Source organism: Paracoccus broussonetiae (assembly GCF_031854425.1).
Taxonomy (GTDB): domain Bacteria; phylum Pseudomonadota; class Alphaproteobacteria; order Rhodobacterales; family Rhodobacteraceae; genus Paracoccus; species Paracoccus broussonetiae.
In genome coordinates this window covers 220,453-236,368 of sequence record NZ_JAVRQI010000008.1, presented here as the reverse complement: position 1 = coordinate 236,368, position 15,916 = coordinate 220,453, and the positions used below count along the sequence as shown (strand labels likewise).

At 62.7% G+C, this 15,916-nt stretch carries 12 protein-coding genes; 9 read left to right on the top strand and 3 right to left on the bottom strand.

Translation table 11 applies throughout. The features are described from left to right. Positions 1-109: 109 nt before the first annotated feature. From RM190_RS12355 to RM190_RS12345, 3 genes are all read right to left on the bottom strand, one after another. Positions 110-1,339 (bottom strand): HlyD family secretion protein, encoded by a 1,230-nt coding sequence (locus tag RM190_RS12355; protein WP_311759757.1) that lies wholly within the window; start codon positions 1,337-1,339, stop codon positions 110-112. Positions 1,340-1,342: 3 nt separating this feature from the next. Next, positions 1,343-1,780: a hypothetical protein gene (locus tag RM190_RS12350; protein WP_311759756.1), complete on the bottom strand. Its 438-nt coding sequence runs from the start codon at positions 1,778-1,780 to the stop codon at positions 1,343-1,345. A 138-nt stretch (positions 1,781-1,918) separates the two neighbouring features. Next, a complete protein-coding gene (locus tag RM190_RS12345; protein WP_311759755.1) occupies positions 1,919-3,571 on the bottom strand; it encodes a hypothetical protein in 1,653 nt (550 codons plus the stop codon). Between the two features lie 174 nt (positions 3,572-3,745). Between RM190_RS12345 and RM190_RS12340 the strand changes: the two genes are divergently transcribed. The 9 genes from RM190_RS12340 to RM190_RS12300 all read left to right on the top strand — a co-directional run bounded on the left by RM190_RS12340 (position 3,746) and on the right by RM190_RS12300 (position 15,916). Further along, positions 3,746-3,991, top strand: a complete 246-nt coding sequence (locus RM190_RS12340) for a hypothetical protein (RefSeq protein WP_311759754.1) — start codon at positions 3,746-3,748, stop codon at positions 3,989-3,991. 147 nt (positions 3,992-4,138) lie between these two features. Next, positions 4,139-6,871, top strand: coding sequence for an ornithine decarboxylase (locus RM190_RS12335; RefSeq protein WP_311759753.1), 2,733 nt, complete (start codon positions 4,139-4,141; stop codon positions 6,869-6,871). Between the two features lie 21 nt (positions 6,872-6,892). Further along, positions 6,893-8,584 carry an aspartate-alanine antiporter gene (gene aspT / locus RM190_RS12330; RefSeq protein ID WP_311759752.1) on the top strand — a complete coding sequence of 564 codons (1,692 nt, stop codon included), beginning with the start codon at positions 6,893-6,895 and terminating at the stop codon, positions 8,582-8,584. 17 nt (positions 8,585-8,601) lie between these two features. Beyond that, the gene (aspT, locus tag RM190_RS12325) at positions 8,602-10,293 is read left to right on the top strand and encodes an aspartate-alanine antiporter (RefSeq protein WP_311759751.1); all 1,692 of its coding nucleotides are present in this window, start codon (positions 8,602-8,604) and stop codon (positions 10,291-10,293) included. Between the two features lie 10 nt (positions 10,294-10,303). Beyond that, a complete protein-coding gene (gene cax / locus RM190_RS12320) occupies positions 10,304-11,395 on the top strand; it encodes a calcium/proton exchanger (RefSeq protein ID WP_311759750.1) in 1,092 nt (363 codons plus the stop codon). Next, positions 11,395-12,057, top strand: a complete 663-nt coding sequence (locus tag RM190_RS12315) for a VIT1/CCC1 transporter family protein (protein WP_311759749.1) — start codon at positions 11,395-11,397, stop codon at positions 12,055-12,057. The genes cax and RM190_RS12315 overlap by 1 nt, the downstream gene beginning before the upstream one ends. 2 nt (positions 12,058-12,059) lie before the next feature. Next, positions 12,060-12,434, top strand: a complete 375-nt coding sequence (locus RM190_RS12310; protein WP_311759748.1) for a potassium channel family protein — start codon at positions 12,060-12,062, stop codon at positions 12,432-12,434. A gap of 48 nt (positions 12,435-12,482) precedes the next feature. Beyond that, positions 12,483-14,138: a bifunctional aspartate transaminase/aspartate 4-decarboxylase gene (locus RM190_RS12305; RefSeq protein WP_311759747.1), complete on the top strand. Its 1,656-nt coding sequence runs from the start codon at positions 12,483-12,485 to the stop codon at positions 14,136-14,138. 131 nt (positions 14,139-14,269) lie between these two features. Next, positions 14,270-15,916: a DUF3300 domain-containing protein gene (locus tag RM190_RS12300; protein ID WP_311759746.1), complete on the top strand. Its 1,647-nt coding sequence runs from the start codon at positions 14,270-14,272 to the stop codon at positions 15,914-15,916.

Sequence of the window (15,916 nt, the reverse complement as noted above, 5' to 3'; positions counted from 1 at the left end):
CGGATGCGTGAAGGTCAGATCCTCCGAAAACGCGGGAAAAGCCGCAAGACACAGCGCAGGGGCGAGAACTGGGAGGATTCTGGAGCTCATGGCGTTCCTCGTATCTTGGTCAGTGACCTTTCAGGACAAGCGTCTGGACCGGCAGCAGCAGGGCCTGGATCCGCAGGATCAGGGCGTGGACCAACCCGACCGTATCCACCGCATGCAGCGCAAAGCGATGGACCGTCCCAAGGCTGGGATCATCCAGCCGGTCGTGGTTGCTGGTATAGGCATTCGCGATGCAATTTGCCCCTTGCGGCAGTCCGTCGAGCGCGCCTTCGTAAAGCGGCTCCATGATGACGGTGATGCTGCCGCCCCCGGCCAGATTTTGCAGGTCAATCAGTTGGTCAGTGGGACGGATCTGCCCCCCGGCGATGACGTCCTGCACTTCGGTCACGACCATCGGGATGATCCGCCAGGGTTTCGCAAGACAGGCAACCTCTCCGATCATGCCAGGCTTGATGACCTGTGCCTCTATCTGGCCGAAACCGGCGGCAAGCCCGGTGACACTGCGTTCCGGGACCAGGATGCCAGCAGGCCGCAGCATGGGGTTCACCACATCGCCGGGCCGCAGCGAGAATTGCTGCACGATCCCGTCGCTGCCGGCGACGACCAGGGTCTTGTCAAGCTCAACCTGCGCTTCGGCCAACGCGGCTTCGGCGCTGGCGCGCTCGGCAGGAAGCTGGAATTCGATCTGAGCGCGCAGCGCATCCCGACTGGCGACCGCTGCGTCCACCATCCCTTGCTGGGTATCGACCTGAACCTGGGCCCGCTCTACGTCGCGCGCGGCGATCGTGGTGGCGTTCCGCTTGAGCAACTCATTGCGCGTGTCGTATTCGTCCTGGGCCTGTTGCAGCATCCCGCGGGCCTGAACGATCCGACCTTCGGCCTCCTTCGCCTGTGCTTCGGCCACGCGCAACTGAGCGTCTATTTCCGTGACGCGGCGGGTTGCGGTCTCGACCACGGCTTTTTGCAGCAGATCGTCAAGGCGGAACAGCGGCTGGCCCTTCTTCACCTTTTGGTTGATCTCGATGAAGGTTTCCGCGACGCGACCATTTCGCTCGGGCAGGATGGTGACGGTGCGGAAGACCGAGGTTGCCAATTTGCTGGAGGGGTGGAAATAGAAGATCGCGGTGATCAGGCTGATGGTCAGGATCAGGCACAGCACGATCCCCCAGCGCAGCTCATACCAGACCGAGAACAGCGTGATCTCGTATCCGATGCGTTTGCCTTGCCCATAGCGCCGGTAAAGATAGTCCGGCAGCACGGTTACGCTGGAACACAGAAGCAACTCCAGCATGGCTCAACTCTCGATCGTGGATGCGGGAACGGGATCAGGCTCGGGCGGCGGCGGGACCGGGCGTGCCTTGCGGCGCGCCATCAGGCCCAGCGATTCCGCCATCGAGCTTAGAGGGGTGGTGAAGTCCGGGATCGGGATCATCGCCAGCAGCAGCCCCGCGATCCAGAAGGCGTGGTTATGTGTGAACAGCGCAATCAGCGCCAGAACGGCCACGATTTCGAACTGCATCTTCTGGCCGCTATGGGCCATCTGTTCAGGCAGCGCGTGAAGCTTGAGGTAGAACACCCCGACCCCGACCACGGCCGCAATCAGGAAGATTCCCACGCCGATCAGGAACCAGTCGGTCTGGCCGGGCAAGGTGATGAAGGGCGGAAGGTGGGCAACCGCCTCGGGATGCAGCAAGACGCCGTGATCCGGTCCAGAGGCCAAAATCGTCTCCATTCAATGCACTGCGATGGCCGAGCAGGTAGAGAAACCCGTTTTGGCCGGTCGTTCAGTCGATACCCATCCAGTCTAGCCGCGGACCGGGATGGCACGAATGTCGGCGATGTAAGTCACTGTTAGCGGGCTGGCCCTGCGCTACAGCCTGTGCAACCTGCTTGAGTTCGCCTGGTTGGGCCATTTCGGATCCAGACTGGCAAGCGTACGCATCATCGACTCGGTCAGGTCGGGATGGAATTGGCGGAAGGCCACGTCCTGTGGCATCCGCGTCGCAAGGCCGGGTGCGATCTGGTCGGCCAGCGCAAGGCGCTGGCGGGCCTCGGCCAGTCGTCCCAAAGCCGCCAACGCCGCGGCTGCGGCCAGTTGCACATGCGCAATGCCTGGCGCCTCGACCGCCCGGATTTCTTCAAGCGCCTGTTCGTGACGGCCATGGGCGAAGTGGTAAAGGAACAGGCCCATGCGGAATTGTCCGCTCAGCAGCGGGCTTCGGGCATAGGCTTCCTCCAGCAACGGAATGCCGGCGTCCCAGTTCTTGCGCGAAGCCAGACGAAAGCCCAGTTCGGCCATCAGTTCGGGGTCATTGGGGTTCAGCGCGCGGGCAGCCCCCAGAGTCTGCAGGCTGTCCACCTGCCGGCCCATGAACCATTCCGCTATGGCGCGGGCGTGATAGGCGCGGCTGGAGCTTGGGGCCAGGCGGATCGCCTTGCGCGCCAGATCCAGCGCACGTTCCAGCGGATCGGGACAATCGTCCCCAAGGTCATAGCTGAAACGGGCGGCGTTCGAATACAGCATCGACAGACAGGCATGAGCCGCGACGAAGCCGGGATCGGCATCAATCGTCGCTTCCAGATCACGGCGCAGCGGCTCGAAGCGCTTGGGGTCCAAGGACCGCCAGTAGTCGTGGAAGTCTAGCAGCTTCTGATAGCCCGCAAAGTGGCGTGGACCGCTGCCGGACGAATCCCTTGCCTGGCTGTCCATGATCCCGTCCCGCAGCGCAAGCACACTGGCGACCTGTCCCGCGACTTCTGCGCACAGGCTGACGACCTGCGATGGGTCGCAGCTGCCTTCTATCTCGCGCTGGAGCGTCTGCACCCAGATGAAGCGCCCGTCCTCGTTTCGCTTCATCAGGATCTCGGCAATCAGCGCGTGCTTCGAAATGGTAACGGTACCAGAAAGCCGATAGTCGATCTCCAACCCTTCGGAAGTCTCTCTGCCGCTGCCAGAACGGGCCGAGCGGTCGGAGGTGTCGAAGCCATAGACGAAAAGCTCGGTAAAGCGCGTCAGGGCAGAAATGACCTGACGGGTCAGCGTCCGCCCGATCTGTTGATGCGTCCCGCTGTCTCCCTCCTGCTCGAACGGTTCAACCAGAATCCGCGGGCCATATTCATGCAGGGGCTTCTGCCCGGGCGCCACGGGCTCCGGCGCGGGCGGCAGGGCCTGCGCCTGCTGTTGGAACACCGGCACATAGCTGCCTTTGGGGATCGTTATGATGACGTCCGAACCATCCCCGTGCTTCAGGTGATAATTGTCTAGGGCGCGCCGAAGTCGACCTGCCTCGATCCGCACGATCGAGTCCTGCATCGGGTCGAAATCCTCGCTACGGCCAAAGACCAGCGTGGCGATGCTGTAGGCCTTGATACGTTCGGCCCGCCCGGCCAGCGCCTCTTCGACGACGTGGCGCAGAAAGCGGCGATTGCGTTCAGAAGTCTCGAAGTCTGGGGAAGCCAGGATGCGGTCCAGGGCCGCCCGGATTTCCTGTTGCGAAACACGTCTGGCAGACAAAGTTCCCATTGCCTCCGCACAAGCACCTTGGCGTACCAAAGCGAAATTCCCTGCGAGTCGTCAGCAGCTTAGCTGCGAGTCACAGTAACGTAATCTTGATCCGCTGCACAATCGCCAAACTTTCTATCAATCTAACGATTCAATCGAGCTGAGCGAGTCTTGTGGCGGAAAGGCATCGCGATCATGCGCGCAGTCGACCTTGTCGTGGAGCTTTTCCCCGAGCGGACCGAAAGCGTCCGCCGCCTTTACCTGCAAGATGAACACTTTCGCGCCATTTGCGACGATTTCGCCCTTTCTGTAACCTCACTACGGCATTTCGAAGCTCGCCCCGACGCACATTCGCGCCCTGAGGTGGCGGACTATCATGCTGTTCTTCGCGAGCTGACCGAGGAGTTGCGCCGTTACATCGGTGCCAGCGACACACAGTGAACGCGCGCCAAATGCGGCCGCTCGGGCTACCGTCACCTCGTTAACAGTAACCTACATGCGCAAGATGGAGCGGGGCGCACCCCAATCGGTAACATCCAGCCATCGGCAGCGGTCCAAGCGCTGTCGCTTGTCACGGGAGAGGCCGAGATGAACCAGCCGCAGGCGGTGCCCCAGACGGACCGGGTCGATCACTTCTTTTCATTCCCCGGCGCGCGCAACGACCGCTGGCGCGGGCTGCACGTCGCCGCCAGAGACTGGTCGCGCGGTAGCGGTAGCGCCGCGACCGTGAAAGGCCTTTTCGAAGGGCTGGTCGCGTATGAAGGTTTCTTCGCCTATCCGGGGCGGCAGCTTCTGGCGACCCTTCGACAGCGCATCGATTCCGGGCAGGCCGCGGGTGCAGCCGGGCTGGCACAGCGCATTTCCGAAGCGATCGTAACGCGGTCCTACAAGTCGGACGCGGGTGACTGGCAATCCGTCGAGACCCTGGCCGAAACGCCGCCGGACCTGAACACGCCCACGCTGGCAAGGGGGCAGGGGCATCGTCCCTATTTCGAGATGCTGGTGGTCGCGCCGGGCGCGGCGCGCCGGGGTGAAAGCGTGATCGAGCAGATCAGGCGCCTGCGCCGGGGCGAAGACGCTTTCATATATGAACCCGTCCCGGTCGGCAGCTTCGAAGAGGCGATCTGCGCCGCGATCCTGAACCCCGCGCTGGCGGCGGTGACCATCTATGAAGGTTTCGACCATGAAAGCGCGGCCGATCTGCCGGTGCTGCGGGACTTCCTGGCCTCTGCGGGTCTGGACGCGGCAAGCATTGCCGGGGACGACTTGCCGCTGTCGCTGGCCGATGCATTGAAGCGCGTCCGCCCCGAACTGGACATCTATCTGCTGTCGGACCGTCATGTCGAACGGATCGCAGGTGATGTGCGCGCCGCCAATATCCGCCGCGTCCTTTACGCGGTCGAGGAATTGCTGGAGTTGCATCTTTGCGTGCTGGAGGGGGTGGCGGACCGTTATCGCACGCCCTTCTTTGACAACCTCAAGGCCTATGCGAGGCGGCCGATCAGCACCTTCCACGCACTGCCGATCGCGCGCGGAAAGTCGGTATTCAAGTCCGACTGGATCCGCGACATGGGCGAGTTCTACGGGCTGAACATTTTCCTCGCGGAATCCAGCGCCACAACTGGTGGGCTCGACAGCCTGCTGGAGCCGACAGGCAATATCAAGCTGGCGCAGGAGATGGCAGCAAGGGCCTTCGGTGCGGATCACGTCTTCTTTGTGACGAATGGCACCAGCACCTCGAACAAGATGGTCCACCAGGCGCTGGTCGCGCCGGGTGACATCGTCTTGCTGGATCGCAACTGCCACAAGTCGCACCATTACGGCCTGGTCCTTGCGGGAGGGCAGCCGCTTTACATCGACGCTTTCCCGATGACCGAATATTCGATGTATGGCGCAGTGCCGCTGTCCAGCATCAAGAAGGCGCTGTTGGACCTGAAGGCCGAAGGTCGCCTTGACCGGGCCAAGATGGTCGACCTGACCAACTGCACCTTTGACGGCCACATCTACAACACCCGCCGCGTGATGGAGGAATGCCTGGCGATCAAGCCGGACCTGATCTTCCTGTGGGACGAGGCGTGGTTCGGCTTCGCGCGTTGGTCGCCATTCCTGCGTCCGCGCACCGCCATGGGTGCCGCCGAGGCGATCGAGAAATGGATGAAGGATCCGGCCTCGGTTCAGGCCTACGAAGCGCAGCAGAAGGAATTGGGCAAAAACCCCTCTGCCGCGAAACTTCTGGAAACCCGGCTGATCCCGGACCCGAGCCAGATCCGTCTGCGGGTGTATCAGACCAACTCAACCCACAAGTCGATGTCGGCGCTGCGCCAGGGCTCGATGCTTCTGGTGCGCGATGTCGACTTCGGCCAGGTCGAGGCGCAGTTCCACGAAGCGGTCTTCACCCATGCCTCGACCAGCCCGAACCAGCAACTGATCGCCAGCCTCGACATTGCGCGCCGCCAGATGGAGCTGGAGGGCTATGGCCTTGTCGCGAACGCGATCGAGATCGCTTTGGATATTCGCAAGGAAGTGAATGCCCATCCGGTCATCTCGAAATACTTCCGTGTCCTTAGCGCAAGCGAGATGATCCCGGACGAGTATCGTCAGACCGGCTTCGTTGATTTTCTGGAGCCGGGCACGGATTGGGAAGACCAGGTCCGTTCGATGCACGAGGACGAGTTCTGCCTTGATCCGACGCGGATGACGCTGGTCTGCGGCACAGCGGGTTTCGACGGCACCCAGTTCAAGAAGCTGATGGCCGACGATTACGACATCCAGTTCAACAAAACCTCGCGCAACTCGGTCTTGCTGCAATCCAACATCAACAACACCCGCAGCGACGTGGCGAACCTGATCCGTGTCCTGCTGGAAATCAGCCGCAAGATCGAGGCCGATCTGGCCAAAGGTGGCGAGAACGGCCACGCGGCCTTTGCGGCGCGGATCAAGTCGCTGATGCAGGACGTTCCGGACCTGCCGAATTTCAGCCATTTCCATGATGCCTTCCGCTGGGATGCCGGCAAGACGACGCCCGAAGGGGACATGCGTTCGGCTTTCTACAGCGCCTATTACGCCGACGGCTGCGAATACCTGCCTCTGAACAGTCCCGAGGTCGACCAGCGGCTGAAGTCGGGCCCCGAGATGATCTCGGCCAACTTCGTGATCCCCTATCCTCCGGGCTTTCCGATCATGGTGCCGGGACAGGTCATCAGCCCTGAAACGATCGACTTCATGCGCAAGCTGGACGTCAAGGAAATCCACGGGTTCGAACGCACCAAGGGCCTCAAGCTGATCCGCCCGGACCATGCCAAGAACCATATCCGCAAATAGCGCCCGACAGGAGGCAGGACCATGTTCAGCTACATCTTCGACACCCTCCGCGCCAATCCGCAGCTGGCGATCTTTCTGACGCTGGCCATCGGCTATTGGATCGGCGCCAAGCGCTTTGGCAGCTTCAGCCTTGGCGCTGTCACCGGCACGTTGCTGGCGGGGGTGGTCATCGGCCAGATCGGCATCGACATCTCGGGGCAGGTGAAATCGATCTTCTTCATCATGTTCCTGTTCGCCGTCGGCTTCGGGGTCGGCCCGCAATTCGTGCGCGGGATCGCCACCGACGGGCTGCCGCAAGCGATGTTCGCCGTGGTCGTCTCTGTCCTGTGCCTGATCGTCGTCTGGATCGCGGCCAAGGTCGCGGGCTATGGCCCGGGGCTGGCCGGGGGCTTGCTGGCCGGGGCGCAGACGATCTCGGCCTCGATCGGGCTGGCGACAGATGCGATCAACACCTCTGGCCTGCCGGCCGATCAGGCAAAGGCGCAAACCGACCTGATCCCGGTCGCCTATGCCATCACCTACCTGTTCGGCACCATCGGCACGGGTTGGATCCTGGCCTTTCTTGGACCGAAGATGCTGGGGGTAAACATCGCCGAAGCCTGCGCCCGCTATGAGCGCGAGGTGCTGAAGGGCGGCTCGAAGGAGGCCAATCATCTCAGCGCATGGCATGCCCGCGAGCTGCGTGCCTATCGCGTCCGCGAGGGCGGTGTGGCCGTCGGCAAAACCACTCTTGCGCTCGAAGCATTGGCCAAGGGTGAGCGGCTGTTCATCGAACGCCTGCGCCGAGGCGGCGAATTGATCAGCCCCACCCCCCAGACCGTGCTGCAGGCCGGCGATCTCGTCGCCATCTCGGGGCGGCGCGAGGCGCTGGTGACGCTGTTCGAGGATGCCGACGAGGTCGACGACAAGGATCTGCTGGACATTCCGGTCGAGGCCGTCGACGTGCTTCTGACCAACAAGGCGCTCGACGGGCGCGAACTGATCGAGCTGGCGCGCGAGCCCTATACCCGCGGCGTCTACCTGAACTCGATCCGTCGCGGCTCGATGGCGGTGAACATCCCGATCCTGCCGGGGACCAAGTTGAACCGGGGCGACATCGTGCGGGTGGCCGGGGCGACCAGCCATGTCGAGGCCTTCATCAAGGCCACCGGCTTTCCCGATCGGCCGCAGACCGTCACCAACATGGTTCTGGTCGGGCTGTCGATCTTTATCGGCGGGTTGATCGGGGCCTATGTCCTGCCGATTGGCGGCATCCCGATCACGCTGTCCACCTCGGGCGGGGCGCTGATCGTTGGGCTGATCGTCGGCTGGCTGCGCACCGTCAAGCCGCAGATCGGCAATATCCCGCAGCCGACCTTGTGGTTCATGAACTCGGTGGGGCTCAACGTCTTCATCGCGATTGTCGGCATCACGTCGGGGCCGACCTTTATCGCGGGGCTGAAAGAGGCGGGTTTTGGCCTGTTCTTCTGGGGCCTTTTTGCCACGGCCGTGCCCATGCTGATTGCGCCCTATATCGGGAAATACATCTTCAAGTTCGATGACGCGATCAACCTGGGCTGCTGCGGAGGCGCGCGGACCTCGACCGCTTCGGTCGCCATGGTCGGAGAGGTCGCCCAAAGCGACGTGCCGATGCTGGGCTACACCGTGCCCTATGCAGTCAGCAACACTCTGCTGACGCTGTGGGGCCTGGTGATCGTGCTGCTGATCCTCTGACAAGGGGCGGGAGGCCCATGATGGAAGCGATCCGGTCATTCTTTGCCCATTCCCCGATCGCGGTGTTGTTTGTCTGCGTCGCGATTGGCTTTGCCCTTGGGCGCGTCAAGATTGCGGGAATTCCGCTGGGCGGTATCCCCGGGACATTGTTTGCCGCCATCGTTGTGGGTCAAGTCGGGGTCGAGGTCGATGACAACATCAAGACCATGGCCTTTGCGCTGTTCATCTATTCGCTGGGCTACGTTTCGGGGCCAAGTTTTTTCCAAAGCCTCGGCCGCAGCACACTGAACCTCGTCTACCTGTCGCTGGTGTCCAGCTTGCTGATTTTCCTGACAATCTGGGGGCTTGCGCAGATTTTCGGCCTGGACAAGGGCACCGCGGCGGGACTGTTGGCGGGAGGGATCACAGAATCCGCCGCCGTCGGCACGGCCAGTGAGGCTTTGGGTAGCATGGCTCTGCCACCAGACCAGATCACCGCCATGCAGGCTAATATCGGTGTGGCATATGCCATCACCTATCTGTTCGGCTTCACACTTGTGGTGTTTTTCGTCAGCCTGATCGCGCCCCGCTTGATGCGGATCGACCTGAAAACCGAGGCCGCGCGCTATACCGCAGCGCTTGGCATCGGTGGCGATGACGATCTGGAGCCTGGACAGGAATCCGCCCTTCGCGGTGTCGTTGCCCGCGCCTATCAGGTCACGCGATCCGAGGCGGAAATCACTGTCGGCAGTTTCGAGAAAAGCTTCGACGGCTTCGTCACGGTCCAGCGCATCATCCGACGTGGTCGCACCATTGAACCGGGCAAGGATCGCGCACTGGCCGTGGGCGATCGCGTCGCCCTGCTTGGGCGGTTGGACGAGGTGCTGGAGGCCGGGCCGTATCTGGGCTCCGAGACCAGCGATATGCGGGGCCTTGACCTCGTTGGCGAGACGCGGACGGTCGTGCTGACCAACAAGGATTTCATTGGTGAGACGATCATGGCCGTCCGCGCCCGGCTTGATCCGGAACAGCGCCGTGGCGTCCACGTCGTCAAGATCACCCGCGCGGGGCAGAACCTTGTTCCTCGACCCAAGATGCGACTTGAAGCCGGGGATACCGTCAGCCTTTATGGCATGCCTTCGGCCCTTGACGGGGCAGTGCCCTTGATTGGCTACGGCGTCGATCAGGGCATTGCAGTCGACTACGTCTATCTGGGCCTTGGCATCATCGTCGGCATCCTGATTGGCATGATCACCGTGCCGGTCGCTGGCTCTCCAATCGCATTGCACACCGGGGGTGGGTGCCTCCTGTCGGGGCTGCTGTTTGGCTGGTTGCGGGCGCGCCATCCCCGCTTTGGAGGCTTGCCGGCCGCCACGGCTTTGCATCTGCGCGATTTCGGCCTGGCGATCTTCATCGCCTGCGTCGGCCTTGGTACGGGACCGCAGGCCCTGACCCTGCTGAAGCAGCAGGGCGTGCTACTGCCCGTCCTGGCGTTCATCGCGGTCATCGTGCCGATCGTACTGTCGCTGCTTTATGCCCGTTATGTCCTGAAAATGAACCCCGCCATCATCTGTGGCGCGCTAGCGGGCTGTTTCACCTGCACAGCGGGGCTGAACGCTGCCGTACAGGCCGCGGAGAACGAGACCCCGGTTCTTGGATATACAGTGCCCTATGCCATTTCGAACGTAACGCTGACGCTGCTTGGCCCCATTCTGGTCCTTACCGTCTGACGAGGCGCACATGACCCTGCTTTTCGGCAAGATACGATCGACCCCGCTGCTTTGGCTGCTGGTCTTTGTGCCTATCGTGCTGGCTGTTGAGCTGGCCCGCCCCGAGGCGCATACGCTGCTCTTCCTGCTGTCGGTCGCGGCCATCGTGCCATTGGCCGCGATGCTGAGCCTTGCCACCGAATCTGTTGCAGAAAAGACCGGGGACGCGGCGGGCGGCCTGATCAACGCGACGCTGGGCAATCTGACCGAGCTGGTCATCGCGCTGACCGCGCTGGCCGCGGGGCAATATGCGCTGGTCAAGGCGTCGATCGCGGGGGCCATCGTAACCAATGCGCTTTTCATGCTGGGCGCGTCCTTTCTGCTGGGCGGAATGGTCAAGCATGTGCAGGAGTTCAACCGTGTCGGCGCGCGGTTTCAGGCCAGCCTGCTTTTCATCGCGACGGTTGCGCTGCTTATCCCCTCGGCCATCGCGACTGCCGACAACGTCGACAGCCCCGAGGCGATCCAGACGCTCAGCCTGATGCTGTCGCTGCTTTTGATTGCGGGTTACGTGCTGGGGCTGTGGTTCTCGCTGGGGACGCATCGCGAGGCATTTGCCAGCGCAGCCCCGGTTGAAGGCCATCATGAGTCGCTGCCAATCGGGGTGGCGCTGATCACGCTGGCGGTCGTGACCGTGCTTGTCGCGCTGGTCAGTCATGTCTTCGTCGCCTCGGTCGAGGTTGCGGGCGCGGCGCTTGGCCTGACCCCGGCCTTTGTCGGTTTCATCGTGGTGTCGCTTGTCGGTGGCGCGGCCGAGTTCGCCTCGGCCTTTTCGGCGGCACGCAAGGATCGGCTGGATCTGAGCGTCAGCATCGCGCTTGGCAGTTCGGTGCAGATAGCGCTGTTCGTCGGACCGCTGCTGGTACTTCTCAGCTACGCGATCGGACCAGTGCCGATGGGGCTGGATTTCTGGCCGGGCGCCATCGTGATGATGCTGATCGCGGCGATCGCTGCCGCGCTGCTCACTGCGGGGGGACGCTCGACATGGTTCCTGGGCGTGTTGGTGCTGATGGTTTATACCATTTTCGGCCTGACGCTTTATGTTCTTCCTCCGGTGCAGTGATGGCGGCACGCGGGCAAAGCAGCGCAATGGCAAGGGCGCTGGACCCGGTTTCGCGCGCGACAGAAATCCTGTTCGGCCTGATCATGGTGCTGACCTTCACCGCCTCGCTGAACACGGCCGAGGCTGGTCATGCCGATGTCCGCCTGATGCTGATCGGAGCCTTGGGCTGCAATCTGGCCTGGGGCCTGATCGATGCGGCCATGTATCTGCTGTCCGCGCGCGCCGAAAAGGCGCTTGCCCTGCGAACAATTCACCGAGTCCGACAGGCCCAGACGCCCGCCGAAGCGGATGACGAGATCGCGGCAACTCTACCACCACTGGTTGCGCGCGCGCTGCGGCCCGGCGATCTGATCCACGTTCGTCAGCAACTCATGTCGCTGGATGCCCCCCGCATGCCGAAAGGGCCTGCGATCGCGGACCTGTTGGCGGCCGGCATGATCTTCCTGTTGGTCTTTGTCGCGACCCTGCCCGTGGTGGTGCCCTTCCTGCTGATCGGGGATGCGCGCCAGGCGCTATGGCTGTCGCATGGTGTGGCCATCGCCTCGCTTTTCCTGGCCGGGCATTCGCTCGGCCGGTTGTGGGACAGGCCGTGGCGGGTTGGGCTGGCGATGGTCGCTGTCGGCATCGTGCTGGTCGGCATTGCCCTGGCGCTGGGGGGATAGGGATGCAGTTTCTGTCCGCCTATGTCCGGCTGATCAAGGCAATTCATGCTGCGTTCCTCAGCACGCAGGTGCAGGCGCTGATCCTGGTCTGCATCCTGATCGCGCTGGCCCAGGCCACGGTCTTCGCCAGGATTGAGGGCTGGCGCTTCCTGGACGCCTTCTACTTTTCGGTCGTTAGCATGGCGACTGTGGGTTACGGCGATTTCGCGCCCAAGACATCGCTGGGCAAGATTGCCGCAATGGCCTTTCTGCTGGTCGGGATCGGGGTCTTCGTCCTGACCGTTTCAACGATCGCCCAGACGATCTTGCGAGAACTTTCCCTTTCAGAGCGCCACCCCACGGGGACCAAGGAGCCGGACGATGCCGACTCTTTGTGATCCGGGCCAAATTGTGCCGCCAAACCCATATCAGAAGGAGACTGGACGATGCTGCAACGGGAATACTTCGAAAGCCTCTCGGATCTCAGCCCGTTCGAGATCAAGGATGAGTTGATCAAGCTGGCGCGGTCGGGCGCCGAAAGCTCGGCCCGCGCATTTCTGAATGCGGGACGGGGCAACCCCAACTGGATCGCAACGCGGGCGCGCGAGGCGTTCTTCCTGCTGGGTCAGTTCGCCCTGACCGAGGCGCGGCGCAGCCATGACGACCCCGAGGCAGGTGTGGCTGGGATGCCCCCGCGCGATGGCTGCCACCTGCGTTTCCAGAAATGGGTCGGGAAACGTCTTCAGGAACAGGAACAGGGCTGGCTTGAAGAAGAAGGGCCGCCCCCTGCGCGGACGCTGCGCGACGCGGTCGCCTTTGCCATCGAGCGTTTCAGCTTTGACCCCGATGCCTTTGTCCATGAGCTGACCGACTCGATCATCGGCGACAATTATCCGGTGCCGGATCGCGCGCTGTATCACAACGAGATCGTCACCCACGAATATCTGATGTGGGCGATGTGCGTGGGCCACCGTCCCGATGTGAAGTTCGACCTGTATCCGGTCGAAGGCGGCACCGCGGCCATGTGCTATATCTTCAAGGCGCTGAAGAACCAGCGCCTGCTGAACGCGGGCGATACGATTGCACTGGGGACGCCGATCTTCACGCCCTATCTGGAGATGCCGGAGCTTGAGGATTACGGGCTGCACATCATCCGCGTCAGTGCCGAGCAGGAAGACAAGTTCCAGTTCACCGACGAGGATTTCGAGGCCTTGGCCGACCCCGCCGTCAAGGCGCTGTTCCTGGTGAATCCCGGCAACCCTTCAGCGGTGGCAATGACGCCGGACACGATCCGGCGGCTGGTCAATTTCGTGAACACCCGGCGACCGGATCTGATGATCCTGACCGACGACGTCTATGGGACATTCGTGCCGGGATTTGAATCGATCCTCGGGCATCTGCCAAGGAACACCATCGGCGTCTATTCCTATTCCAAGTATTTCGGATGTACCGGTTGGCGGCTGGGGGTGATCGCGGTCGCGCAGGACAATATCTTCGACCAGAACATCAAGGATCATCCCGAGCCGATCCAGAAGGTGATCGAGAAACGCTACAAGGCGCTGACCCCGAAGCCGCGTGAGCTGAAATTCATCGACCGCATCGTCGCGGATAGCCGCGACGTGGCGCTGAACCATACGGCGGGTCTGTCCTTGCCCCAACAGGTGATGATGACGCTTTTCGGGGTGGTCGAGCTGATGGACAAGGACAAGATCTATCAGAAGGCGTGTATCGACATCTGCACCCGGCGTTTCAACAACCTGGTCGAGGGGATGGGGGTCGAGACGAACACCGGCGCCTATTACGACCACTACTACGGCATTATCGATCTGGAGTTCTGGATCCGGAAATACGTGGGCGAAGAGGTCGTCACTTGGGTCAAGGAAAACATACACCCGCTCGACATCCCGTTCCGTCTGGCCGAGCAGCACGGGATCGTCCTGCTGAACGGTTCGGGTTTTGCTGCGCCAAATTGGTCGGCGCGCGTGTCCTTTGCCAACCTCGACGATGCGGCCTACACCCAGATCGGGCGCGCCGTGCGCTCGATTGCCCGGGGTTATGTTCAGGCATGGCAAGCCTCCAAAGGAGAAGACATTACCGGGTGAAACGCGACCCCGCAAAGCCTCGCCCCGGGTGCCGGGGCGGGAAGATATCTCTGTGACGACGCGGCTGAACTCTGTAAGATGGCAACAGAAATCGCGTCGTTTCCTCGCCTGTCCGGGAAGGAGCGTCGGGCATGACATACTCGCATGAATCCCTGCATCTTTGGTCGTCGCGGCGGTTTCGCGCGGTCGCTTTGGGTGGTCTTGCCGCCGGGTTGTTCGTCGGGGCGCCGCCCGGTGCCGCATTGGCGCAAGGGGGTGGTATTCCCTGCGGGACGCCCCATGTCGTTGCCAGCGGTGACACGCTGAGCAAGTTGGCCGAAAGCGCCTATGGCGATCCGTCCCTTTATCAAACGATTGCCGATGCGAACGAGGCTTCGCTTGGCGGTGACCCCAGCCGTATCGCCGTCGGGATGAGCTTGGAAATTCCCTGCCTGGAAGGCGGCGGGCAGGCTGGCACTGAGGGGCAGAAGGCGGCGATGAAGGCCGCGGTCGCGGCCGAGGGCACCCTCAGCGCCGAGCAGCTTGATACGCTGTTCGGCCCGGTCGCCCTGTTTCCCGACAAAGTTTTGACCCCCGTTCTGGTGGCTGTGACGTTTCCACTGGACGTCGTCAAGGCCGCTCGCTTCGTTGATGAGAGTTCCGAGCTTTCCGACAAGGAGCGCGCGCAGAAGGCCGCGGCAGAGCCTTGGGACGACAGCGTGCGCGAACTTGCCGCCGGGTTCCCGGACATCGTCACCCGGATGAACGACAATATCGACTGGACCGAGCAGGCGGGCGAGGTGGTGGTCGCGCAGACCGACGACGTGCTGGCCTCGATCCAGCGGCTGCGTGCCAAGGCCCAGACCAACGGCTATCTCGTCGATAACGAGGCGCAGAAGGTTGAGACGGTCAACAACCGGATCGTCATTTCACCAGCCGTCCCGAATGTGGTGCAGGTGCCGACCTATGACAGCCAGGTGGTCTATACGACGCCGATCACCACTGCGCCGACCTATCACTATGGGCATACCTATGGCGATGATTGGTATGGCTGGGATGATGCGCTGGTGACCGGGGGCATTATCCTGGGCGGGGCGGTCCTGCTGGACGAGATCTTCGATGATGACGACTGGAACGGCTGGGACGGAGACGACGAAATCGATTGGGATCGCGGCGATATCACCATCGATCGCGGCGACCGCAATATTGACCGCGGCGACCGCAATATCGATCGGGGGGACCGAACCGTGAATATCGACCGCGACCGGACGACAAATGGTGGCGGACGTATCAGCATCGGCGATAATGATCGTGCCCAGGTCAATCGCGGTGACCGCGCGGCGCGGGCGGACGGGGTGCGCGAGGCCGGGGCGAACCGGCCAGGTGCCGCAGGTCGGCCCGAGCGCAAGTCGATCTCCTCTCCCGCAGATCGAGAAGTCGCGCGCCAGAAGATCGAGACCCGCAAGGCCAAGGGTGCCGGACCCGCAAAGCTGGATACCACCCGCAAGGCCACCGCGCGCACACCATCCAAGGCGACCCGGCCATCGAACCAGCAGGCTCGGCCCAAGGCAGACCGGCCCTCGGCCGGAGCGCGCAGCGCGCCGCGCGCAAGCCAGAAGGTGTCACGACCCTCGGGGCAGCGCAGCCCGCAGGCGCGCTCGCCAAGCCGGTCGAACAACGCCTTCCGCAAGCCACCGGGCGGACCTCGGGCCTCGGTCTCAAGCAGCCGGGGCAAGTCCAGCATGGGTGGTCGCGGCGGCGGTCGCGGTGGCGGTGGTGGCGGCAGAGGGAGACGCTGA